We start from the raw sequence: 21,132 nt of genomic DNA, 5'->3' as shown, positions 1-21,132 counted from the left end.
TGACGGCATTAATATCATAGCGGGGGAAGGCTTTTTTCCCGGAACTGAGCCCCTATTTAGGACGGACTGCCCGCCCGGAACCAGTTTCCCGGCCTAACGTTCTCTCCCCTAACCGGAGATGCCTGTGACGAAACCAGTAGCCGCCGCCGAGTACGCGCCATCCGCCCCGTCACTTTTCTCCGATTCAGGCGCCCTCGCCCAGAATTTGGTCGACGCCTACCTCGCCGTCCGCGGCGAGACCGAGCGGCGCACCGCCCCGTTGAGCCCCGAGGACCAGCTCATCCAGTCGATGCCGGATGCCAGCCCGGCCAAGTGGCATCGCGCCCACACCACCTGGTTCTTCGAGCAATTCCTGCTTGGCGAGCATTGCGAGGGTTATCAACCCTTCCACCCGGACTACGCGTTTCTATTCAATTCCTATTATGTCAGCGCCGGCCCGCGGCATGCCCGCCACGCGCGCGGCCACCTGACCCGCCCCAGCGCCGATGAGGTCACCGCCTATCGCCGGCATGTCGATGCCGCCGTGGTGAAGTTCTTCCACAGCACCAGCGACGAGCAGCTCGCCAAATTGGTCCCGCTGGTCGAGACCGGCCTCAACCATGAGCAGCAGCACCAGGAATTGATGCTGACCGACATCCTGCACGCCTTTGCCCAGAACCCGATCCCGCCGGCCTATGATCCGTCCTGGCGTTTCCCGGCATCGCATCGCGGTGGCGAAGAATGGGTCACCCTCAACGAGGGCATCCACACCGTCGGACATGCCGACGACAGTTTCCATTTCGACAATGAAAAGCCCGCGCACCGCGCCCTCGTCGGCCCGGTCAGGCTCGCCCGCAACCTCGTCACCAATGGCGAGTGGCTGGCCTTCATGAAGGACGGCGGCTACGGCACCGCGACGCTGTGGCTGATGGACGGCTTTGCCACCGCGACCAATGAGGGCTGGCAGGCGCCCGGCCACTGGCGGCAGGTTGACGGCGAATGGCGAATTATGACGCTCGGCGGCCTGCAGCCGGTCGACCCCTCAGCTCCGGTCTGCCACGTCAGCTATTACGAGGCGGACGCCTATGCGCGCTGGGCCGGCCGCCATCTGCCGACCGAAATGGAATGGGAAGTCGCCGCCCGCGCCGGCCAGCTCAACGATGCCTTCGGCATCGTCTGGCAGTGGACCCGCAGTTGTTACTCGCCCTACCCCGGCTACCGCGCCATCGAGGGCGCGCTCGGGGAATATAACGGCAAGTTCATGGTCAATCAGTTGGTGCTGCGCGGCTCCTCGCTTGCAACCCCGGACGGCCACAGCCGTATCACCTACCGTAACTTCTTCTATCCCTTCCACCGCTGGCAGTTCACGGGGCTGCGCCTCGCCGATTACGCCTGATGTTTCCGACCATCAAAGCGCGCCGGAAAGCGCGTTCAGGAGAGTACCATGAATGTGCACGCCGCCGCTTTGGCCCAGACGCAGTTCGATGAGCAGACCTCCGCCTTCGCTGGCGACGTGATCGAGAACCTGTCGAAATTTCCAAAACGCCTGTCGCCGAAATATTTCTACGACGCGGCAGGCTCCGAGTTGTTCGAGCAGATCACGGTGCTGCCGGAATATTATCCGACGCGCACCGAGCTCGGCATCCTGCGCAGCCGCGGCGACGAGATCGCCTCCATCATTCCGAAGGGCGCGGCGCTGGTGGAATTCGGCGCCGGCGCGACCACCAAGGTTCGCCTCCTGCTGCAGCGTTGCAAATTCAGCGCCTATGTCCCGGTCGACATTTCCGGCGATTTCCTGAGCGCGCAGGCCGGCGGCTTGCGCAAGGATTTTCCCGACCTCGGCGTCTATCCGGTCGCCGCCGATTTCACCGCGCCGTTCACCCTGCCCGCCGAGATCGAAGGGCTGCCCAAGGTCGGCTTCTTTCCGGGATCGACACTTGGCAATTTCGAACCGCACGAAGCGCGCGCGTTCCTGCGCAGCGCGCGCGACATCCTGGGTGACGGCGCGCAGATGATCATCGGCGTCGATCTCGAGAAGAATGAGCGTGTGCTGTATGACGCCTACAATGACGCCGCCGGCGTCACTGCGAAATTCAATCTCAATGTGCTGGTCCGCATCAACCGCGAGCTCGGCGGCAATTTCGATGTTTCCGGCTTCATGCACCGCTCGGTCTATAACCGCGAGCGGCACCGCATCGAGATGCACCTGATCGCCAAGAAGGCGCAGACGGTACGTATCATGGGACGGAATTTTTCATTCCGTCCCGGCGAAAGCATCCATACCGAGTCGAGCTACAAATACAGCCTCGAGCGTTTCACCGCGTTGGCATGCGAGTCGGCCTGGTCGGTGCGGGAATCCTGGACCGACCGCGACCAGATGTTCTCCGTTCACGCGCTTGTGGCGTCGGACTGAGGTGCCGCCGCGCACTCTACCGTTCACGTCTTGCAGAACGATCGCCGGCGATCGGGTCGCATCCGGCGCGTGGGCGCGATCCGCGGCGCGATCGATATCCAGTCGTCGGACAAGCGGTCCGCGCCGAGCAGCCAGGCGTGAATGATCCGCCACTTGTCCTGTCCGCGAGACTGGAAGTCGAGTAGCGATGATCCGGTGTCCTGCAGTTCGTGGTAGAATTTCAGCGAGTCTTTTCCAGTGGGCCCGTCCGGCTCGATCGCTTGCGTCAGAATCCAGCGGTCCCACTCCTGGATGATCCGTACTCTTGCTTCACTCTGTTTCATAGGCGCGTATTCCCGGCCACGGCACCCCCGTGGGCACTGAGTTGATCGCGCTGGTCAAGGTCTGTTGGTAAAGGTGCCTACGCCGCCGCGCGTCCCCGCACCTTTGCCGGAACGCACTATAACCAAACTTCTTAACAAGTGTTCATCTTTATAGCCCCGCCCGCAAAAGGGTCCATCTGCGCTCTCGTTTGCCCTTCGAAAGGTCCAATTTTTGACGCGGACTCAGCCGTATCCTTTCAGGCAACATGGGGTAATTCGTTTCAAGGGATGTCAGTCATGGGGAATGCGTATCCAGCGTCGAGCAGCCACGGGCCATGTGCCGGATCGCCGTCTCATAATGATACGGATACCGACTGGGATGATGGCGCTGATACCGAGCGGGTGGCGCTCATCGAGGAAAATGCACGGCTTCGGGCACTCGTCGTGCAGCTCTCAACGCTTGTGCTCAGAAATGTCGTCGACCAGCATAATTCGCCGCCACTGTTGCCGGTCAAGCGGCCAAGACTCGACTGACCACTCGACTGACCAACGCAAGTCTGAAGCGACTGGATTGAAGCCGCTACCCGGCGTGGCCGGGTCGCAGCGATATCGTTTCCCACGTCGCAACGACGATCATGATCGCAGTCGTCAGGATCGACAGCATCAGCGGTGACATCTCGCTGGCGAACCACGCAAGCGCGCAGAGTGCGATGATACCAATGCCGTGCGAGAGCTGAAGAAAGCCGCGAAAGCTGTGCTTGAACAGCATGGTCCCGAACAGGAACAGCAAGGGACCGCCGATCGCGCTCGTCACCGTCTTCAGATCGGAATGGCCGCCCGGGTGCTTCAGCACCAGTTCGTCCGCGACCGCTGTAACGACGATGCCGGCCACGATCGGCATGTGCAGATAGGTATAGGCGAGGCGCGCCAGCCTGCCCGGCTCGCTCGATTTCGAAAGCTCCTCGGAGCCGGCCTCGGCGCCGATGTGGAAATAGATCCACCACATCGCGATGCTGCCGATCAAAGCCGAGACGAACGCCGGAACGTTTTCGCCCGTCCAGCTGAGTTCGGCAAAGGTCGCACCGGTCACGACGATGGATTCGCCGAGCGCGATGATGATGAACAGCGCGCAGCGCTCGGCCATGTGGCCACCTTCGATCATCCAGTCCGCGACCGAGGATGCCCCAAAGCGGGGAATCCAGAACCGCACCGCCGGTGAAACATATTCGATGACGAGCGCGACGGCCCACAGCACCAACCGCGGCTGGCCTTCGGCGATGCCGCCGGCGATCCAGAAGACGGCCGACGCCGAAAGCCAGGCCGCGATCCGGATGGCGTTCATCCTGATGCGCGGGCGCGAGGCCGGCGTCGACAGCCACAGAAAGATCGTCTTGCCGACCTGCATTGCCGCATAGGCGATGGCAAACCAGAGGCCGCGCTCGTCGAACGCCTTCGGGATCGACGTCGACAGCACCAGCCCGCCCAGCATCATCGCAAACAGCAGGAGCCGGACCGGGGTCTTCTCCGGATCGAGCCAGTTGGTGATCCAGGAGGTGAAAACCCAGACCCACCACACCGCGAGAAACAGCAGCGTGACCTGCAGCGCGCCGAGCAGCGTAAAGTGCGCGAGCAGCGTGTGCGAGATCTGGGTAATCGCAAAGACGAAGACGAGGTCGAAAAACAGCTCCGCGTAGGTGACGCGGCTGTGCTGATGCGGCACGATCACGCGAAACATCGCGCCGTGCGGATTATCCGTCATCGGTGCCCCCGCCTGGCCGGTCGGGGGACTAGCCTGCCGATCCGCCAGGTACTCCGGTCTGCAACGCCAGCGCGTGCAGCACGCCGCCCATCTGCCCCTTGAGCGACTGATAGACGATCTGGTGCTGCTGCACACGCGACTTGCCGCGGAAGGATTCCGAGATCACGGTCGCGGCGTAGTGATCGCCATCGCCTGCGAGATCGCGGATCGTCACCTCGGCATCGGGAATGGCTGCCTTGATCATCGATTCGATATCGTGGGCGTCCATTGGCATCCAGCATGTCTCCGTCAGGTGTTTCGAATCACGGCCGGCTCGCGCGGCCGTGACGGCCAAACCTAGCGCGTACGCTCTTCTAGGTCACGCCCGGCGCCACTATATTCCGCCCCGACCGCTTTGACACCGCGAGATCCCGTCGCGCCCGATCACGTCGGGCTGACCAAAAAAGAGGCCTAGAACCATGAAATTGCCCGGTCCCGACCATCCGATCACGATTGCGGCAAACCCCCGGCGTGTCAGGGTCTCGGTCGACGGCGTCGTCGTCGCCGATACCACCCGTGCGCTAACGCTCAAGGAAGCCAGCTATCCGGCGGTGCAATATGTGCCGCGCGAGGACGCCAACATGGCGCTGCTGGCCCGCACCGAGCGGACCACGCACTGCCCCTACAAGGGCGACGCGAACTATTTCAGCATCAATGCCAACGGCAAACGTATCGAAAATTCGATCTGGACCTATGAGACGCCCTTCCCGGCCATGGCCGAGATCGCCGGGCACCTGGCGTTCTACCCGGACAAGGTGAGGATCGAGGAAGTGGCGTCGTGAACCCGATGTCATTCCGGGGCGATGCTAACGCATCGAACCCGGAAGCTCGAGATTCCGGGTTCGCGTCTCCGACGCGCCCCGGAATGACGGTCACGCCCTGAATATCGTCAGCCCGAGGATCAGGAGCACCAGGAAGATGACGACAAAGACGTAGAACAGGAAGCGGGCAATATCGGCGGACGCCGCCGAAATGCCGGTGAAGCCGAGAATGCCGGCGACTATCGACACCAGAAAGAAGATCAGCGCCCATTTGAGAATTGTCATTGCTTGCTCCGCAGCCTCTCTACAGCCATGCCCAATGGCGACCTACCGAGAACGGCGGGTTGCGCCCCCGGTTCCGAAGCGACGAACATGCGAATTAGCTGGCACGAATCGGCCTTGCTGAATCAGGTTCCGAGCGGCAACATTTGGCCAGACAGCCCGGCCGGGAGGCCTGCATGACATCGATTTCCACCGTGGGGCATGCCGACGTCAGCGCCCCGCCCCAAGTAAAGTCGCGAAACCTTTCGCTCGATCGCGCCCGCACCTTCCTGACACTGGTAGTGCTGCTCCACCACGCCGTCATTCCCTATACCTATTTCGGCCATACCGACGCGAAGTCCTTCTTCGGCTTCGATATGATCGTGCTCGCTACCGACAGTTTCTTCATGGCGATGTTCTTCTTCCTGTCGGGGCTGTTTGCCTGGTCCGGTATCGCGCGGAAGGGCGCGCTGAGTTATCTGACGGACCGCCTGCTTCGGCTTGGCCTGCCGTTCGTGATCTGCGCCTTCACGGTCATTCCGCTCGCCTATTATGCCATCTCGCTCCGGCACCATCCCGAGGTCGGCTTTTCGGAATTCTGGTGGAATCTGGTCACGAAGGGCCCGTGGCCGAGCGGGCCGATCTGGTTCCTCTGGGTCCTGCTCGCCTTCGACGTGGTCGCCTGCGTCCTGCACCGGCTGTCGCCCAACCTGCTCGATCCAATCAATCGCCTTTCGCTGTACGGCCGCCGCCGGCCCGCCGCGTTCTTCGCGGTCATGTTGGCCGTCACCGCCGCGTTCTATGTCCCTGGGCTGATGATTTACGGGCCAAGCAGTTGGTTCGAGTTCGGGCCGTTCTCGGTCCAGCACGGTCGCGTCATGCTCTATGCGAGCTACTTCTTTTTCGGCGCCGGCATCGGGGTTGCGCAAATGGATCGCGGCCTGCTCTCGGCAGACGGCCGGATGGCGAAGGTGAGCTGGGACTGGATGGTGCTGGCGATCGTGCCGTATTGCCTGCTCTGGACGCTGATCTTCATCAAGCGCCAAATCCTGGGCAACCCGTCGCCATTGCCGAACTGGTATGAGGGACTCTACGCCGTCTGTTTCGCGGTCTTCAGCGTCGCCATCCTGTTTCTGATCCTGGCCTTTTTCCAGAGGTTCAGGCAATCGGGCACAGCCAAGCTGCTCGATCCGATGCAGTCGGACGCCTACGGCATGTTCCTGGTGCATTACCCGATCGCGCTGTGGCTGCAATATTGGCTGTTCGACTATGACCTGCCCGCGATCGTGAAGGCGACCGCCGGCTTCGTGCTGACGGTCGCGTTCAGCTGGGCGCTGACACGCGCGTTACGGCAGATCCCTGGCGCGACGAAGGTGCTCTAGGGAAGCGGCACCGGCCTCACACCGTCATTGCGAGCGCAGCGAAGCAATCCATAGCTCCGCTCGGGGAAAGACGGATTGCTTCGTCGCGGAGCCTGTCATCGGGCGCGCATTCGCGCGACCCGTTGGCCCCTCGCAATGACGTGGAGAGAGCGTCGCTGCTAAGCCTTGCCGCTCATATAGGCCGGCAGCCAGTGCTCGAACGCGGTCTTGAGCGCACTCACTGCGACCTGCCCCTCGCCCGCCACCGCAAGCGCATTCCCACCCGTCGTGCCGATCCGCGCGCAGGGCACGCCCGCGCCCTTCATCTTAGCGAGCACGAGGCCAGCATCCGCCGCCGGCACCGTCACGATGTAGCGCGCCTGATCCTCGCCGAACCAGTAGGCGTGCGGCACGATCGAGCTTGGCGCGGCCAATAGCTGCGCACCGATCCCGCTCGCAATCGCCATTTCGGCCAGCGCGATCAAGAGGCCGCCGTCAGAGACGTCATGCACGGCCGTGGCGGTACCGGCATGGATCATGCCGCGGACCACATCGCCATTGCGCTTTTCGGCGGCGAGATCGACCGGCGGCGGCGCGCCCTCTTCGCGGCCGCAGATGTCACGCAGATAGACCGACTGACCGAGCCAGCCCTGGGTGTCGCCGATCAGCAGGATGGCTTCGTCATCGGCTTTGAACGCCAGCGTGGCGGACTTGGTGAAATCGTCGAGCACGCCGACGCCGCCGATCGAGGGCGTCGGCAGGATGCCGCGGCCGTTGGTCTCGTTGTAGAGCGAGACGTTGCCGGAGACGACCGGAAAATCCAGCGCGCGACAGGCTTCGCCGATGCCCTTCAGGCAGCCAACGAACTGGCCCATGATCTCGGGCCGCTCCGGATTGCCGAAATTGAGATTGTCGGTGATGGCGAGCGGGCGGCCGCCGACCGCGGTGATGTTGCGCCAAGCCTCGGCCACCGCCTGCTTGCCGCCCTCGAACGGATCGGCCTCGCAATAGCGCGGCGTCACGTCGACGGTCAGCGCGAGACCCTTCGGCCCGTCCTCGACCCGCACGACCGCAGCATCGCCGCCTGGGCGCTGCACGGTATTGCCGAGAATGACGTGGTCGTACTGCTCCCACACCCAGCGCTTCGAGCACAGTTCGGGCGTGCCGATCAGCTTCTCCAGCGCCGGCATGATTCCGATCGGCGGCTTCACCTCGCGCGCGTGCACCACCGGCAACACTGCGGACGGGACATGCGGCCGGTCATACACCGGCGCCTCGTCGCCGAGCTCCTTGATCGGCAGATCGGCCATCACGTCGCCGCCATGCTTGACCACAAAACGCTTGCTCGGCGTGGTGTAGCCGACGATGGCGAAATCGAGCCCCCACTTCGTGAAGATCGCCTCGGCCTCTTTTTCCTTTTCCGGCTTGAGCACCATGAGCATGCGCTCCTGGCTTTCCGAGAGCATCATTTCGTAGGCGCTCATCCCGGTCTCGCGCGTCGGCACGCGATCGAGGATCAGGTCGACGCCGAGATCGCCCTTGGCGCCCATCTCGACTGCCGAGCAGGTCAGGCCGGCCGCGCCCATGTCCTGGATCGCGATCACGCAGCCCTTTTCCATGATCTCGAGGCAGGCCTCCAGCAGCAGCTTTTCGGCGAAGGGATCGCCGACCTGCACGGTCGGACGCTTCTCCTCGGAATTGTCGTCGAACTCGGCCGAAGCCATCGAGGCGCCGTGGATGCCGTCGCGGCCGGTCTTGGAGCCCAGATAGACGATCGGCATGTTCACGCCGGAGGCCGCCGCATAGAAAATCTTGTCGGTCTCGGCGAGGCCGACCGCCATCGCGTTGACCAGGATGTTGCCGTCATAGCGGGTGTGGAAACGCACCTGCCCGCCGACTGTCGGCACGCCAAAGGAATTGCCATAGCCACCGACGCCGGCGACCACGCCCGACACCAAATGGCGGGTCTTGGGGTGCTCCGGCGCGCCGAAGGAGAGCGCGTTGAGACAGGCAATGGGCCGCGCGCCCATCGTGAAGACGTCGCGCAAAATGCCGCCGACGCCCGTGGTCGCGCCCTGATAGGGCTCGATATAGCTCGGGTGGTTGTGGCTCTCCATCTTGAAGACCACCGCCTGCCCGTCGCCGATATCGATCACGCCGGCGTTCTCGCCGGGCCCCTGGATCACCCAGGGCGCCTTGGTCGGCAGCCCCCGCAGATGGATGCGCGAGGATTTGTACGAGCAGTGCTCGTTCCACATCGCCGAGAAGATCCCGAGCTCGGTGAAGGTCGGCACCCGCCCGATCAGCTTGAGGATGCGCTCATACTCGTCGGGCTTGAGACCATGGCTGGCGACGAGTTCGGGGGTGATCTGGGGCTCGTTCATGGGTGCCTTAATAGGAAGATCGACGGGGGGCGAAAAGGCCTTTTATGGCGCATTTCGGCCCTGTCCAGAGCTTTGCGAAGGGGGCCTTGCAGGATCGAGGTTTGCACATCGTTCCCGGATCGGATTTAAGGGCGCAAACATTTGGTTGAAGGGGCTTTTTTCGTGAACGAACTACCCAAAAATGCATTTCAGCACCGTCCCGACCTCCACGTCGAAACCGAGGGCGAATTCAAGGGATGGCGGACCTGGACCCGCGACAGTTTTGAGACCCATAACGGCCCTTTCTGGCACCGCATGGACGAGAACGGCAAAGTGCAATGCGCGTTCCGGGTCGAGAAAAAACACCTCAACGGCATGCGCAACGTCCATGGCGGCTGCTTCATGTCGTTCGCCGATTACTGCCTGTTTGCCATCGCCTCCTCGGTGCTGGAGGGGCCGGGCGTGACGGTCGCGTTCGCCTGCGAGTTTCTTGACGCGGCGCGCGAGGGCGAACTGATCGAATGCGAGGGCGAGATCACCCGCGCCGGCGGTTCGCTGATCTTCCTGCGCGGCGTCCTGAAATCCGGCGAGCGGCCGCTGTTCACCTTCTCAGGCACGATCAAGCGCGTGAAGTGGAAGAAGCCGCTGGACGCTGCCACCCTTGCCACCTGACGCCATCGGCCCGTCCGTCTGCCGATGTTTCACTATTGCGCGTCGAGATCATCTTTAATCTTGCTGCGAATGAATTGGCGTACTTCCGCCCTCAACGAGGGAGGGCAGAATGCGATTAACGGCAAAGCGCAATCGCCTTTTGAGCCGTCCAGAAAAGCCAGAGTTGGCTCGTGCTTTTCCAGATGCGAACAGAGAAGGCTTATTCCCAATTCTAAGGCCTGAAATGAATCTACTCCGATAAGTGATCTTTCGAAGGGCATCGGCAAGCCCTGGACTTCGATCTTGCAGGACCACTCTGATGATTCCCTGATTCTTTCGGGTGCGAAAATTCTAGCGGTAACGCATGCCCCAGAATCCGCTTCTCGGAAGGAACGCTCGGCCACAATATCGGTCATATTAGCAACCCCAGTTCTTAGCTAAGCTTGACGTCGGGCGCCTAGCCGAGTCACGGGCCCCGCCGTGGGGCGATTCAAGCCGACAACTGCTTTTCGGCAATCGAGAGCCACTCGGCCTGCGCGTCGCGCAGATATTTCGGCGCCCGCCGCATCTGCAGCAGCAGTTCGTTGAACACCACCCTCGCCTCGGCGGTGCGCCCCACCACCTGCAGCAGCATGCCGTATCGAACCCTGGCCTCGGCGCCCGGAAAATAGTCTGACAGCGCGTGGTATTCGTCGAGCGCCTCGTCGACGCGTCCGACCTCCGCCAGGGCCCGGGCATAAAGCAGATGGCCTTCGGCCGATTCAAAATCAGGCCAGTGCTTCTTCAGATCATCCAGAGTCGCGAGCGCATCGGCCGGACGCGTGAGACCGAACTGCGCCTGCGCTTTGCCCAGCGCGTAGGCCGGCTCCCTCCCCATCGGCAGCGTGAGGACGTGATCATAGTGCCGCTCGGCCTCGTTGAACCGCCCGATCTTCAGGCATTCGGCGGCAAGCGCCTCGCGATTGGCAATGGTGTCGCTGCCGGCGAGCCGGTCCGACAGCTCCCGGTAGCGCTTTTCCGGATCAAGCCGCTCTGCCATCCGCCTGCGCGCCTGCTGCGCACCGGGGCTGCCAAACCACTCCGGTATCAGTTCGACGACGATGTAGGCGAGCGCACCGACCAGCGGGATCATCAGGATGATGAAGGCCCAGGGCTGCAAGCGTCCAGTCTTCGACGCATGCCAGATCAGTGTGATGTCGAGCATCAAGACGACGAGAGCAACGGGCATGGCACATTCCAGTCAAACCGGTGGACGGTCCTTAGTGGCCTTGATAGCGCGTCACGTTCAATTGGACAATCTTCAGTTGTTAATCGGTGCTAAACGTATTGGATGGCGATGGCCGGTTTCGGTTTTTTCCGTGGCGTTTCCAAGCCAGGTTTCACGCGCGGAATTGCGCCAGGGAACAGCAACCATCTGTGATTGATCACACAGGAACGCATGCGCGCGCATTGTGTTGCGCCGTTATGCGACCAGGAAAAGGAGCAATCATGAAACTCGCGACATTGGGATTGATGACGGCGTTGGCATTCACGAGCAGCGTGGCGCTCGCGCAGTCTGGCGGCGGCGCATCAGGCGGCAGCTCGGGTACGGGCGGCGCGGCAGCTAGCGGCGCAGCAGGATCCTCCACCAGCGGAACGACTGCCGGAAGTGGAGCGGGCAATAATGCGACCACCGGCATGAGCAACGACGCCGGCAGCGCGGCGGCCGGACGCAACAGTGCCGTGAATCCGTCCGGAAATACCCACATCAACCCCTCGCCCAGCGGCTCGACGCTTTCACCCACCGGCCCGGGCTCAACCACCGGCCGATAGCAAAAAGCCCCGCAATGCGGGGCTTTTTCATGTGATGTCCGAGTGCTACTTCTTCTCTTCCAGCAGCTTCCGGTATTTTTCGACATCGCGCGTCACCAGTTGCCCGAGCACCTCGCTGGCGTGCTCGTTGGCATCGGGGGCGACGGTGGAGAGATCGCGGAAGCGCGTCTTCACCGCCTCGCTCTCGACGGCGCTCTTGGCGGCGGCGTTCAGTTTCGCAACGATCGCAGGCGGCGTGCCCTTCGGCGCGAACAGGCCGTTCCAGCCCTGCGCCTCGAAATCGGGGAGCCCGGCCTCGGCCGACGTCGGCAGGTTCGGCAGCGTCGCAAGCCGCACCGTCGATCCGACGACGAGGCCCTTCACCAATTTGTCGTCGATCGCCTGCGACACCGAGGCGGCGCTATCGCAGACGCCGTCGATCTGGCCGCCGATCGCATCCGTCAGCGCCGGTGCGGCGCCGCGATAGCCGACGAGTTGGACCTCGATGCCGGCGGCCTGCACGAAGCTTTTGCAGATCAGGTAATTCGAGGAGCCGACGCCGGCATGGCCGAGATTGACCTTGCCGGGATTCTTCTTTGCGAACGCGATGAACTCCTGCAGGTCCTTGGCGGGAAAGTCCTTGCGCAGCGCGACGATGCCGAAGGTCTTTGCGACCATCGCGATCGGCACGAAGGATTGCGGCGTGAATGGCAGTTTCGGATAGATCGTATAGGTCGCGGCGCTGGTGCCGGCATTGCCGATGGCGATGGTGTAGCCGTCGGCTTCCGCGCGTGCGGCGCGCGTCAGGGCGGTCGAACCGCCGGCGCCCGCGACGTTCTCGATCACGATCGGCTGCCCGAGCGACTTGCTCATCTCTTCAGCGACCACGCGCGCGATCACGTCGGAGGTGCCGCCGGCCGCGAACGGCACGATCATGGAAATGGGACGCTTGGGATAGTCCTGCGCATGCGCTGTCGTCGCCAGAGAAAGTGCCGCGAGCGCGACCGCCAGTTTTCCAATGAATGAATTCACGCGGCTTTTTCCAGATGCGCGGCGAGACCCGCAAAAAGGCCGCGGCCGTCGGTGCAGCCTATGATGTCTTCGACGTGGTTTTCCGGGTGCGGCATCATGCCGAGCACGTTGCCGCGCTCGTTGACGATACCGGCGATCGACTGGGCCGCGCCGTTGATGTTGGATTCCTCGTCGACGACGCCCTCCGGCGTGCAGTAGCGATAGAGCACCCGCCCCTCGCCTTCCAGCCGCTTCACCGTCTCCTCATCGGCCTCGTAATTGCCCTCGCCATGTGCGACCGGCACGCGGATCACCTGGCCGGCATTGTAGCCGCGCGTGAACGGCGTATCGGAGCGTTCGACGCGCAGGTGTACATCCTTGCAGATGAATTTCAGCCGGGCATTGCGCATCAGTACGCCCGGCAGCAGCCCCGCCTCGCACAGGATCTGAAAGCCGTTGCAAACGCCGAGCACCAGCCCGCCGCCGGCGGCATATTTGCGCACCGCATCCATGACTGGCGCCCGCGCCGCAATGGCGCCGCAGCGCAGATAATCGCCGTAGGAAAAACCGCCGGGCACGACCACGAGATCAGTGCCCTTGGGCAGCTCGGTCTCGGCATGCCAGACCATCGCCGCCTCCTGGCCCGAGGCGAGCTTGAGCGCGCGCGCCATGTCGCGCTCGCGGTTGATTCCGGGAAAGACGAGAACGGCTGATTTCATGGCGGTTCCGGCAGGAAGGGAGATTCGTCGGCAGACCGCCGACCGGCCACAGACATAACCATTTGACGCGGTTTTTTCCAGTGCTAGCGTCGCCAAAACGGCCTGCGTGGAAACCACGCTCAACAACAATCGCTCAGGGATGGAAACCATGAACGTCCCGTCGCGGGCGACATCTGCAACTGAATCGAAGACCTCCGATGGTGTCGTCGCGGCCGGTGTTTACGTCGATGGCCGCCGTATCGCCAATATCGCCATCGAGGAGGCATCGAGCTGGCGCGGCAAGCCCGGTCACGTCGTCTGGATCGGCCTCTACGAGCCGGATCTCGCGCTCCTGAAGAGCGTGCAGCAGCAATTCGACCTGCACGATCTCGCAATCGAGGACGCCAATCACGCCCATCAGCGCCCCAAGATCGAGCAATATGGCGACGGCCTGTTCATCGTGGCGCGGACCGCGCAACTGATCCAGGGCCGGATAGCGTTCGGCGAGACCCATTTGTTCGTCGGCGAAGGCTATCTGGTCTCGGTGCGCCACGGCGCATCGACCTCATACGCGGCGGTGCGCGAGCGCTGCGAGAGCTGTCCCCGTGCGCTGGCGCGCGGCGAGGACTATATTCTCTACGCCATCCTCGATTTCATTGTCGACAATTACTCCCCCGTGCTGGACGCGATCCACGAAGAGGTCGAGGAGATCGAAGACTACGTGCTCGCCCACGCCATCACGCGGACCCAGGTCGAGCGGCTCTATATGCTGCGCCGGGATCTGCTGCGGCTGCGCAACGCGATCGGGCCCCTGGTGGAAGTCTGCCGCCGGCTTGAACACGACAATTTGCCGATGGTGCGCTCGACCATGCGGCCGCTGTTTCGCGATGTCACCGACCATGTCAGGACGATCCAGGAGCGCACCGATTCAATGCGCGAGGTGCTGGCGTTCGCGTTCGAGGCAAGCCTTCTGGTTGGCCAGGCGCAGGAGACCGCGGTCTCCAAGAAGCTGGCCTCATGGCTCGCCATCATCGCCGTCCCCACGGCGCTCGCCGGAATCTACGGCATGAATTTCAAGCACATTCCCGAACTGGATTGGGAGTACGGCTACTTCATGGTGCTGGGATTGATGCTCGCCGCCTGCAGCGCATTGTACTGGCGCTTCCGCCGCGCGGGATGGCTGTGAGCGGCCGGGCGTTACATCAGGCGTTGGTTGGTCCTAAGCCTTCACCTCTATAGCGTAATTCTCGATGACCGTATTCGCCAGGAGCTTGTCGGCGGCATCCTTCAATGCCGCTTCCGCCTTGGCCTTGTCGGCGCCTGCCAGTTCGATGTCGAACACCTTGCCCTGACGGACGCTGGCAACGCCGTCGACGCCGAGCGATTTCAGCGCGCCTTCGATGGCCTTGCCCTGCGGGTCCAGGATGCCGGATTTCAACGTAACGGTAACGCGTGCCTTCACGAGACTTGCCCCTTAGCTCAGCTCTTCACCAGCACCGGGCCGGTGCCGGCCGGGCGCTCGTTCTCCATCAGAATGCCCAGCCGCTTCGCCACCTCGGTATAGGCCTCGAGCAGGCCGCCGAGATCCCTGCGGAAACGGTCCTTGTCGAGCTTTTCGTTCGACTTGATATCCCACAGCCGGCATGAGTCGGGCGAGATCTCGTCGGCGACAATGATCCGCATCATCTCGTTTTCAAAGAGCCGGCCGCATTCCATCTTGAAATCGACCAGGCGGATGCCGATGCCGAGGAAGAGGCCGGTGAGGAAGTCGTTGACGCGGATGGCGAGCGCCATGATGTCGTCGATTTCCTGCGGCGTCGCCCAGCCGAACGCGGTGATGTGCTCTTCCGACACCATGGGGTCGTTGAGCTGGTCGTTCTTGTAATAGAACTCGATGATCGAGCGCGGCAGCTGGGTGCCCTCCTCGATGCCGAGGCGCTGCGACAGCGAGCCGGCCGCGACGTTGCGGACCACCACCTCCAACGGCACGATCTCGACCTCGCGAATCAACTGCTCGCGCATGTTGAGGCGGCGGATGAAATGGGTCGGCACCCCGATGTCGTTAAGGTGCTGAAACAGGTACTCCGAAATCCGGTTGTTGAGGACGCCCTTGCCCTCGATCACCTGGTGTTTCTTGGCATTGAACGCGGTCGCATCATCCTTGAAGTGCTGAATCAAGGTTCCGGGCTCCGGGCCTTCATACAGGACCTTGGCCTTGCCTTCATAAATACGGCGTCGACGGCTCATTGGGATGTACCGTGTTTTGTTGAAATCCATGAAATTGGTGTGCTCCGGATGACAAGGGTTTGTGACCACGACGGAGCTGCCGTGAAGGCAAGATCCCGAACCTAAGCGACCGGAAACAGAACAAGAACCTCGCCTACCGGCAACCTATCCGATTGGCCCATCCAGCACAATCGACCCGGCCCGATTGGGGCCAACTTATCCCGATTGCCTGCGGCCGAACGGCCTGTTGTTTTACCGATTCGCCCCCTCTATCTAGGTAGGCGATCGGGCCGCGACAACGCTGGCCCAATTCACCATTTGCGGGGATTGGAACCGAAGAATGACCACTTTCGACAAGCGCGAGGAAGGTTTTGAGAAGAAATTTGCCCTCGACGAGGAGCAGAAATTCAAGGCCGAGGTCCGCCGCAACAAGCTGCTCGGTCTTTGGGCAGCGGAAAAGCTGGGACTAGCCGGCGATGCCGCCACGGCCTATTCCAAGGAAGTGGTCGCGGCCGATTTCGAACAGGCCGGCGATCAGGACGTTCAGAACAAGGTGGTGAAGGATTTTGCTGCTAAGGGCGTCGCGATCTCGGCGCCGGAAGTGCGCGCCAAGATGGACGAGCTGATGATCCAGGCCGCCGCTCAGGTAAAGGCGGGGAGTTGACGCCTCACGCCATTTTGCTTTCGGATCACGCCCTATCTCAGCGTGATCTGAAAGTTCATCGAACCATTGATGGTAAAGCCTTCCGGCTGCTGTTGCCCGTACTGCCGGCTCATATTGCTCGACACCGATACCATCCGGCATTCCCTGGCGATGACTTCGCGGAGCAGATCGCATTCACGGGCCGCGATTTCGTAGATGGTGCGCCGCGCCCGGTCGCGCAGTTTTTGCGCCTCTTCACCCTCCCCGGTCGGTCCCGCCACGAAATAATTGATCGAATTTTGAACCGACACCCAGCCTTCCTGCCGCGACCCGGCCATCTGCTCCATGACGGTGGTCCGCGGCATTTGCGCCTGCGCGAGCGAGGGAGCGGCGAGAATCAGCAAGCTCACGCATGCTGGAAGGCAGGTGGGAGCAAGGCGCGAGCGCAATGTCATGGTGGACCTCGGCAGTTGAAGCGACTGGATAGTCCATAGCTACCTCTGGTGGCGATTTCGAAAACCGCCGCGACAAAAAGCGGCCCAGCGGTTTCATCAGGCATTAACCGGAACGCGAGGCCGACCGATCACGCGCCGTATTCCTTCCGGACGATCTCCAATAGCCGCCGCGCCGCCGCGCTGAGGAAGCCGCCGCGGCGTGTCACCGCGACGACGTCGTGGCTCGCCTTGAGATCGCGCACGCCGATGGTGGCGATCGTCCTATGCCGCAGCTCCTCGGCCGCATTGCTCTCCGAGAGCAGTGCAATGCCGAGGCCTGCTTCGACCAATCGCTTCTGCGCGGTCAGACTGTCGACCGCCGTCCAGTCGATCTCGCCGAGGCCGTGGGTCTGAAACAGCGCGAAGACATGCGCGGCTGTGATCTCGCGCCGGCCCGGTACCACTGGAAAGGCGATCCAACGCTCGCCGCGGAGCTCAGCAAGTTTTGCGACACGGCGCCCGGCGCGCGGATGGTCCGGCGCACACACCACCTGCAGGGGTTCGGCAAACAGCAGCTCGCAGTCGAGATCGCGCGAGCGGTCGCGGTCGTAACGCAGCCCGATGGTCGCCTCGCCGCGGCGGATCATGTCGCTGACCTCGGCGCTGGTCGCGGTGCGCAGGCTCAAATCCACCTCGGGATGCCCGGCTGAAAAGCGCTTCAGGACCGCCGACAGCCGCCCGCCTGCGAGCGTGCCGACCACGGCGAGCGCGATCGGGCCCGAATTCGGCCGCGCCAGCGCACGCACGGCGCTTTCGGCATCCTGCGTCGCCGCCACAGCGCGCTCGGCGTACGGCACCAGCACCCTCCCCGCATCGCTCAGCATGGTGCGGCCGGTGATGCGCTCGAACAGCGGCACGCCGAGCTCCCGTTCGAGCAGGGCGATACGCCGCGAGATCGCCGGCTGCGAGCGGTGCAGCGCTTTCGCCGCGTTCGAGATGCCGCCGCGGCGATGAACGGTCAGGAAGGTGAGAAGCGCGTCGCTGTCCATTTTCTGGCTCATGCAAAAACCTGATGGCAGCGAGAGAAATAACAAATTTGGCTGATGGGCGACAGCCCGCTAGCTTTGCCGCCGACACATCAGCAAGCGGAGATTGCAATGCGAAATCAGCTGGAAAAAGCCGAAGCGTTTCGCGCGCTGCATGCGCGGCCCGGCGCCTTCATCATTCCCAACCCGTGGGACGCGGGAACCGCGAAACTTCTCGCCGCAATGGGTTTTGAGGCGCTCGCGACCACCAGCCTCGGGCTTGCCAACACGCTCGGCCGCGTGACCGTCAGCCTGGATGCCATTATCGAAAATGCCCGCGCGATCGCAGAGGCCACCGACCTGCCCGTCAGCGTCGATCTCGAGAATTGCGGTGCGCACGATTCGAGGGCCGCAGCAACAGCGATCACGCGCACGGCAGAGGCCGGCGCGGTCGGCGGCTCGATCGAGGATTTTACCGGCGACCGGGACAAGCCGATCTATGATTTCTCGCTCGCGGTCGAGCGCGTGCAGGCGGCGGTCGAAGCGGCGCGCAAACTTCCCTTCCCGTTCACGCTGACCGCGCGGGCGGAAAATTTCCTGCACGGCCGCAAGGATCTCGACGACACCATCAAGCGCCTGCAGGCATTCGAGGCCGCCGGCGCCGATGTCCTGTATTCGCCGGGCCTCTACGACATCGGCACCATCCGCACCGTGGTGTCGTCGGTCGGAAAGCCGTTCAACCTCGTGATGGGCTTTGCCGATCCAACGCTGACGCTTCAGCAACTCGCCGAGGCCGGCGTCAAGCGTATCAGCGTCGGCGGCGCGATGGAGCGCTATGCGCTCGCCGCGTTCCTAAGATGCGCCCGCGAGATGAAGGACAAGGGCGCGTTTACGTATGTGCGCGACATGGCCCCGATCGCGGAAATCAGGGCTGCGTTTGGGTAACCGCTCTCCACGTCATTGCGAGGAGCGAAGCGACGAAGCAATCCACCTTTCCGTTATGCCGCGGTATGGATTGCTTCGCTTCGCTCGCCATGACGGCGGAGAGATGCGTCACTCCTCCTTGAACCCATACTCCGGCACGTTGCCGCTCGCGCCGTAATACTTGTACGGCAGGAATTTGCCGGACATCGTGATCTTGACGCGATCGCCCTTCGGATTGGCGACGCGGTCGATCGCCATGTCGAAATCGATCGCCGACATAATGCCGTCGCCGAATTCCTCCTCGATCAGCGCCTTCCAGGCCGGGCCGTTGACCATCACCATCTCGTAGAAGCGGTAGATCAACGGATCGGTCGGCGGCATCGGCGTGCCGGTGCCGCGCATCGGCACTTCGTTGAGCATCGCGGTTTCCGCCTTAGACAGGCCGAACAACTCGCCGGCGTTGGCGGCCTGCGGCTTTGTCAGCTTCATCTGGCCCATGATGGCGCCGACGATCAGCACGTCCGAATAGCCGCCAATCTTTTCGCAGATATGTTTCCAGCTCCAGCCCTTCTCGCGCTTGATGTCGAGCAGCTTCTCGGTGAGGTCTTCGCGTTTCATGGTTCGTCTCCTTGTGTATTCGTCATGCCCGGGCTTGTCCCGGGCATCTACGTCTTGTCTCGCGCCTTAGGAAGACGTGGATGGCCGGGCCAAGCCCGGCCATGACACCTCAATGGAATCCTCGCCTGCCGACGCCACGATGAGTTCCGGCTTGCCGATCCGCACCACCGGCACGTTGCGCGGATCGTGGTCGGTCACCGTGGCCGCAAACGTCTTGCTGCGGCTGACCAGAAAATCGACGATATGGTTGCGCAGCGCGTAGTAGAGCGGATGGCGGTGCAAATCGATGCGGCCGCGATCCTTCGGCAGCGGGTTTTCGACGATCTCAGCCAGCACCGCGCCGGGGCCGTTGGTCATCAGAAAGATCTTGTCGGCGAGATAGATCGCTTCATCGACGTCATGGGTGATCATGAACGCGGTCTGCCCGGTCTCCAGGCAAATCCGGCGCACCTCATCCTGCAGCGTGCCGCGGGTCAGCGCATCCAGCGCCGAGAACGGTTCGTCCATCAGCATGATTTTTGGCGTGATCGACAGCGCCCGCGCAATGCCGACGCGCTGCTTCATGCCGCCGGACAGCTCCGACGGCCGCTTGTGCTCGGAACCCGACAGTCCGACCAGATCGATGAACTTCTGCGCATGCGCCTTCACCTTGGCGCGATCCCAGTTGCGCCATTTCGAGGTCACGGCATAGGCGACGTTGCCAAGCACTGTGCGCCAGGGCAGCAGCGCATGGCTCTGAAAGATCACCGCGCGGTCGAGGCTGGTGCCTTCGATCGCCTGTCCGTCGACGATGACAGCGCCTTCGCTCGGCTCGTCGAGCCCGGCCAGGATGTTCAGCACGGTCGTCTTGCCGCAGCCGGAATGGCCGATCACGCAGCCGAACTCGCCGCGGTTCATCGCCAGCCACAGGTTCTCGAACACGGTCGTCTCTTTGCCATCCGCGCCGGGATAGCGCCGCGCGATGCCCTCGATGGAAATGAACTTGTCGGTCATCGCGTTATTCCGGGAAGGTGACCATGCGGGTGAACCGCGCGAGGATCTGGTCGAGTAGCATGCCGACGAGGCCGATCATCAGGATGGCGATAATGACATTGGTGATCGAGAGGTTGTTCCACTCGTTCCAGACGAAGTAGCCGATGCCGGTGCCGCCGACGAGCATCTCGGCCGCGACGATCACGAGCCAGGCGATACCGATCGAAATCCGCATGCCCGTGAGGATCGTCGGCGCCGCGGCCGGCAGGATCACGGTAAAGGCGCGCCTGACGGTGCCGACTTCCAGCGTGCGCGCGACATTGATCCACTCCTTGCGCACCGAGGCGACACCGAACGCGGTGTTGAGCAGCATCGGCCAGACCGAACAGATGAAGATCACGAAGATTGCCGAGATGCTTGAGTCCTTGATGGTGTAGAGCGCGAGCGGCATCCAGGCGAGCGGCGAGATCGGCTTCAGCACCTGGATGAACGGGTCGAGCGCCCTACTGATCAGCGGCGACATGCCGATCAGAAAGCCGAGCGGGATCGCGATCAGCACGGCGAGCAGATAGCCGAGGCCGACGCGCGCGATCGAATAGCCGAGCTGGATGCCTAGCCCCTTGTCGTTCGGCCCCTTGTCGTAGAACGGCTGCTTGAGGTGCTCCCACAATTTCGCGCCGACATCGAGTGGCCCCGGCATTGCCGACTTGCCTTGCGTTGCCGTCAGCCCCATCAGCTTGGCGTATTCCGGCGACATGTTGGTGGCCGCCGCCGTCGGGCGCGTCGCGAGATGCCAGATGCCGAAGAAGGCGGCCAGCAGCGCGATCGAGACGACGGCTGCGCGGAAGCGGAGGGAGGCGTTCATGGGGCACGGTCCCTCAGCACGTCGTCCCGGCGAACG

Annotated in this window: 24 protein-coding genes; 8 read left to right on the top strand and 16 right to left on the bottom strand. The window is 62.8% G+C overall.

Annotated features, from left to right (window positions below; all coding sequences use genetic code 11):
* Positions 1–124: 124 nt before the first annotated feature.
* A complete protein-coding gene (gene egtB / locus QA643_RS14900; RefSeq protein WP_283033878.1) occupies positions 125–1,375 on the top strand; it encodes an ergothioneine biosynthesis protein EgtB in 1,251 nt (416 codons plus the stop codon).
* Positions 1,376–1,423: 48 nt separating this feature from the next.
* Complete coding sequence (egtD, locus tag QA643_RS14895) at positions 1,424–2,392, top strand: L-histidine N(alpha)-methyltransferase (RefSeq protein WP_283033877.1); 969 nt, start codon at positions 1,424–1,426, stop codon at positions 2,390–2,392.
* A gap of 23 nt (positions 2,393–2,415) precedes the next feature.
* Here egtD and QA643_RS14890 read toward each other — a convergent pair whose 3' ends face one another.
* From QA643_RS14890 to QA643_RS14880, 3 genes are all read right to left on the bottom strand, one after another.
* Positions 2,416–2,715 carry a hypothetical protein gene (locus QA643_RS14890; protein ID WP_283033876.1) on the bottom strand — a complete coding sequence of 100 codons (300 nt, stop codon included), beginning with the start codon at positions 2,713–2,715 and terminating at the stop codon, positions 2,416–2,418.
* Between the two features lie 559 nt (positions 2,716–3,274).
* Positions 3,275–4,453 (bottom strand): low temperature requirement protein A, encoded by a 1,179-nt coding sequence (locus tag QA643_RS14885; protein WP_283033875.1) that lies wholly within the window; start codon positions 4,451–4,453, stop codon positions 3,275–3,277.
* A 28-nt stretch (positions 4,454–4,481) separates the two neighbouring features.
* Positions 4,482–4,727 carry a BolA family transcriptional regulator gene (locus QA643_RS14880; protein WP_283033874.1) on the bottom strand — a complete coding sequence of 82 codons (246 nt, stop codon included), beginning with the start codon at positions 4,725–4,727 and terminating at the stop codon, positions 4,482–4,484.
* A gap of 184 nt (positions 4,728–4,911) precedes the next feature.
* Here QA643_RS14880 and QA643_RS14875 point away from each other — a divergent pair, with 184 nt between their 5' ends.
* Entirely contained in the window at positions 4,912–5,274 is a 363-nt protein-coding gene (locus QA643_RS14875) for a DUF427 domain-containing protein (protein WP_283033873.1), read from the top strand.
* Between the two features lie 90 nt (positions 5,275–5,364).
* Here the strand turns inward: QA643_RS14875 and QA643_RS14870 are convergent, their stop codons facing one another.
* Positions 5,365–5,538: a DUF1328 domain-containing protein gene (locus QA643_RS14870; RefSeq protein WP_283033872.1), complete on the bottom strand. Its 174-nt coding sequence runs from the start codon at positions 5,536–5,538 to the stop codon at positions 5,365–5,367.
* 173 nt (positions 5,539–5,711) lie between these two features.
* Here QA643_RS14870 and QA643_RS14865 point away from each other — a divergent pair, with 173 nt between their 5' ends.
* Positions 5,712–6,896, top strand: a complete 1,185-nt coding sequence (locus tag QA643_RS14865; protein WP_283033871.1) for an acyltransferase — start codon at positions 5,712–5,714, stop codon at positions 6,894–6,896.
* A 158-nt stretch (positions 6,897–7,054) separates the two neighbouring features.
* Here QA643_RS14865 and purL read toward each other — a convergent pair whose 3' ends face one another.
* A complete protein-coding gene (purL, locus tag QA643_RS14860) occupies positions 7,055–9,259 on the bottom strand; it encodes a phosphoribosylformylglycinamidine synthase subunit PurL (RefSeq protein ID WP_283033870.1) in 2,205 nt (734 codons plus the stop codon).
* Positions 9,260–9,421: 162 nt separating this feature from the next.
* On the opposite strand from purL, the gene QA643_RS14855 reads away from it, so the two are divergent.
* Complete coding sequence (locus tag QA643_RS14855) at positions 9,422–9,910, top strand: PaaI family thioesterase (RefSeq protein ID WP_283033869.1); 489 nt, start codon at positions 9,422–9,424, stop codon at positions 9,908–9,910.
* A 469-nt stretch (positions 9,911–10,379) separates the two neighbouring features.
* On the opposite strand, the gene QA643_RS14850 is transcribed toward QA643_RS14855, so the two are convergent.
* The 4 genes from QA643_RS14850 to purQ form a co-directional block, all read right to left on the bottom strand.
* The gene (locus QA643_RS14850) at positions 10,380–11,117 is read right to left on the bottom strand and encodes a hypothetical protein (RefSeq protein ID WP_349253272.1); all 738 of its coding nucleotides are present in this window, start codon (positions 11,115–11,117) and stop codon (positions 10,380–10,382) included.
* 196 nt (positions 11,118–11,313) lie between these two features.
* Positions 11,314–11,673: a hypothetical protein gene (locus QA643_RS14845; protein WP_283033868.1), complete on the bottom strand. Its 360-nt coding sequence runs from the start codon at positions 11,671–11,673 to the stop codon at positions 11,314–11,316.
* A gap of 73 nt (positions 11,674–11,746) precedes the next feature.
* Positions 11,747–12,712, bottom strand: coding sequence for a tripartite tricarboxylate transporter substrate binding protein BugD (locus QA643_RS14840; protein WP_283033867.1), 966 nt, complete (start codon positions 12,710–12,712; stop codon positions 11,747–11,749).
* The gene (gene purQ / locus QA643_RS14835) at positions 12,709–13,410 is read right to left on the bottom strand and encodes a phosphoribosylformylglycinamidine synthase subunit PurQ (RefSeq protein ID WP_283033866.1); all 702 of its coding nucleotides are present in this window, start codon (positions 13,408–13,410) and stop codon (positions 12,709–12,711) included. Before purQ ends, QA643_RS14840 begins: the two co-directional genes overlap by 4 nt.
* A 148-nt stretch (positions 13,411–13,558) precedes the next feature.
* On the opposite strand from purQ, the gene QA643_RS14830 reads away from it, so the two are divergent.
* Complete coding sequence (locus tag QA643_RS14830; RefSeq protein WP_283033865.1) at positions 13,559–14,575, top strand: magnesium and cobalt transport protein CorA; 1,017 nt, start codon at positions 13,559–13,561, stop codon at positions 14,573–14,575.
* Positions 14,576–14,608: 33 nt separating this feature from the next.
* Here QA643_RS14830 and purS read toward each other — a convergent pair whose 3' ends face one another.
* Together purS and purC are read right to left on the bottom strand one after the other, a co-directional pair.
* A complete protein-coding gene (gene purS, locus QA643_RS14825) occupies positions 14,609–14,851 on the bottom strand; it encodes a phosphoribosylformylglycinamidine synthase subunit PurS (RefSeq protein WP_283033864.1) in 243 nt (80 codons plus the stop codon).
* A gap of 17 nt (positions 14,852–14,868) precedes the next feature.
* Positions 14,869–15,636 carry a phosphoribosylaminoimidazolesuccinocarboxamide synthase gene (gene purC, locus QA643_RS14820; protein WP_171708996.1) on the bottom strand — a complete coding sequence of 256 codons (768 nt, stop codon included), beginning with the start codon at positions 15,634–15,636 and terminating at the stop codon, positions 14,869–14,871.
* Between the two features lie 319 nt (positions 15,637–15,955).
* Here purC and QA643_RS14815 point away from each other — a divergent pair, with 319 nt between their 5' ends.
* The gene (locus QA643_RS14815) at positions 15,956–16,279 is read left to right on the top strand and encodes a DUF1476 domain-containing protein (protein WP_283033863.1); all 324 of its coding nucleotides are present in this window, start codon (positions 15,956–15,958) and stop codon (positions 16,277–16,279) included.
* A 32-nt stretch (positions 16,280–16,311) separates the two neighbouring features.
* On the opposite strand, the gene QA643_RS14810 is transcribed toward QA643_RS14815, so the two are convergent.
* Together QA643_RS14810 and QA643_RS14805 are read right to left on the bottom strand one after the other, a co-directional pair.
* The gene (locus QA643_RS14810) at positions 16,312–16,668 is read right to left on the bottom strand and encodes a hypothetical protein (protein WP_283034807.1); all 357 of its coding nucleotides are present in this window, start codon (positions 16,666–16,668) and stop codon (positions 16,312–16,314) included.
* A gap of 173 nt (positions 16,669–16,841) precedes the next feature.
* A complete protein-coding gene (locus tag QA643_RS14805) occupies positions 16,842–17,753 on the bottom strand; it encodes a LysR family transcriptional regulator (protein ID WP_283033862.1) in 912 nt (303 codons plus the stop codon).
* A gap of 96 nt (positions 17,754–17,849) precedes the next feature.
* On the opposite strand from QA643_RS14805, the gene QA643_RS14800 reads away from it, so the two are divergent.
* Complete coding sequence (locus QA643_RS14800; RefSeq protein ID WP_283033861.1) at positions 17,850–18,662, top strand: isocitrate lyase/phosphoenolpyruvate mutase family protein; 813 nt, start codon at positions 17,850–17,852, stop codon at positions 18,660–18,662.
* A 108-nt stretch (positions 18,663–18,770) separates the two neighbouring features.
* Here the strand turns inward: QA643_RS14800 and cynS are convergent, their stop codons facing one another.
* The 3 genes from cynS to ntrB all read right to left on the bottom strand — a co-directional run bounded on the left by cynS (position 18,771) and on the right by ntrB (position 21,096).
* Positions 18,771–19,259, bottom strand: a complete 489-nt coding sequence (cynS, locus tag QA643_RS14795; RefSeq protein WP_057843778.1) for a cyanase — start codon at positions 19,257–19,259, stop codon at positions 18,771–18,773.
* A 66-nt stretch (positions 19,260–19,325) separates the two neighbouring features.
* Entirely contained in the window at positions 19,326–20,252 is a 927-nt protein-coding gene (locus QA643_RS14790; protein WP_283033860.1) for an ABC transporter ATP-binding protein, read from the bottom strand.
* Positions 20,253–20,256: 4 nt separating this feature from the next.
* On the bottom strand, positions 20,257–21,096 hold the full coding sequence (gene ntrB / locus QA643_RS14785) for a nitrate ABC transporter permease (RefSeq protein WP_283033859.1): 840 nt from the start codon (positions 21,094–21,096) through the stop codon (positions 20,257–20,259).
* Positions 21,097–21,132: the final 36 nt, after the last annotated feature.

The sequence above is a fragment of the Bradyrhizobium sp. CB3481 genome (genome assembly GCF_029714305.1).
Classification (GTDB): Bacteria; Pseudomonadota; Alphaproteobacteria; order Rhizobiales; family Xanthobacteraceae; genus Bradyrhizobium.
Note: the sequence above shows the minus strand (reverse complement) of the source record. Positions and strands in the feature narration are given on the sequence as shown.

Bases quoted from the DNA above. Each gene is read 5' to 3' on its own strand.
- egtD (WP_283033877.1), top strand. From the start codon at position 1,424: ATGAATGTGCACGCCGCCGCTTTGGCCCAGACGCAGTTCGATGAGCAG.
- QA643_RS14890 (WP_283033876.1), bottom strand. From the start codon at position 2,715: ATGAAACAGAGTGAAGCAAGAGTACGGATCATCCAGGAGTGGGACCGC.
- QA643_RS14885 (WP_283033875.1), bottom strand. From the start codon at position 4,453: ATGACGGATAATCCGCACGGCGCGATGTTTCGCGTGATCGTGCCGCAT.
- QA643_RS14880 (WP_283033874.1), bottom strand. From the start codon at position 4,727: ATGCCAATGGACGCCCACGATATCGAATCGATGATCAAGGCAGCCATT.
- QA643_RS14875 (WP_283033873.1), top strand. From the start codon at position 4,912: ATGAAATTGCCCGGTCCCGACCATCCGATCACGATTGCGGCAAACCCC.
- QA643_RS14870 (WP_283033872.1), bottom strand. From the start codon at position 5,538: ATGACAATTCTCAAATGGGCGCTGATCTTCTTTCTGGTGTCGATAGTC.
- QA643_RS14865 (WP_283033871.1), top strand. From the start codon at position 5,712: ATGACATCGATTTCCACCGTGGGGCATGCCGACGTCAGCGCCCCGCCC.
- purL (WP_283033870.1), bottom strand. From the start codon at position 9,259: ATGAACGAGCCCCAGATCACCCCCGAACTCGTCGCCAGCCATGGTCTC.
- QA643_RS14850 (WP_349253272.1), bottom strand. From the start codon at position 11,117: ATGCCCGTTGCTCTCGTCGTCTTGATGCTCGACATCACACTGATCTGG.
- purQ (WP_283033866.1), bottom strand. From the start codon at position 13,410: ATGAAATCAGCCGTTCTCGTCTTTCCCGGAATCAACCGCGAGCGCGAC.
- QA643_RS14830 (WP_283033865.1), top strand. From the start codon at position 13,559: ATGAACGTCCCGTCGCGGGCGACATCTGCAACTGAATCGAAGACCTCC.
- purC (WP_171708996.1), bottom strand. From the start codon at position 15,636: ATGAGCCGTCGACGCCGTATTTATGAAGGCAAGGCCAAGGTCCTGTAT.
- QA643_RS14815 (WP_283033863.1), top strand. From the start codon at position 15,956: ATGACCACTTTCGACAAGCGCGAGGAAGGTTTTGAGAAGAAATTTGCC.
- QA643_RS14805 (WP_283033862.1), bottom strand. From the start codon at position 17,753: ATGAGCCAGAAAATGGACAGCGACGCGCTTCTCACCTTCCTGACCGTT.
- QA643_RS14800 (WP_283033861.1), top strand. From the start codon at position 17,850: ATGCGAAATCAGCTGGAAAAAGCCGAAGCGTTTCGCGCGCTGCATGCG.
- cynS (WP_057843778.1), bottom strand. From the start codon at position 19,259: ATGAAACGCGAAGACCTCACCGAGAAGCTGCTCGACATCAAGCGCGAG.
- QA643_RS14790 (WP_283033860.1), bottom strand. From the start codon at position 20,252: ATGACCGACAAGTTCATTTCCATCGAGGGCATCGCGCGGCGCTATCCC.
- ntrB (WP_283033859.1), bottom strand. From the start codon at position 21,096: ATGAACGCCTCCCTCCGCTTCCGCGCAGCCGTCGTCTCGATCGCGCTG.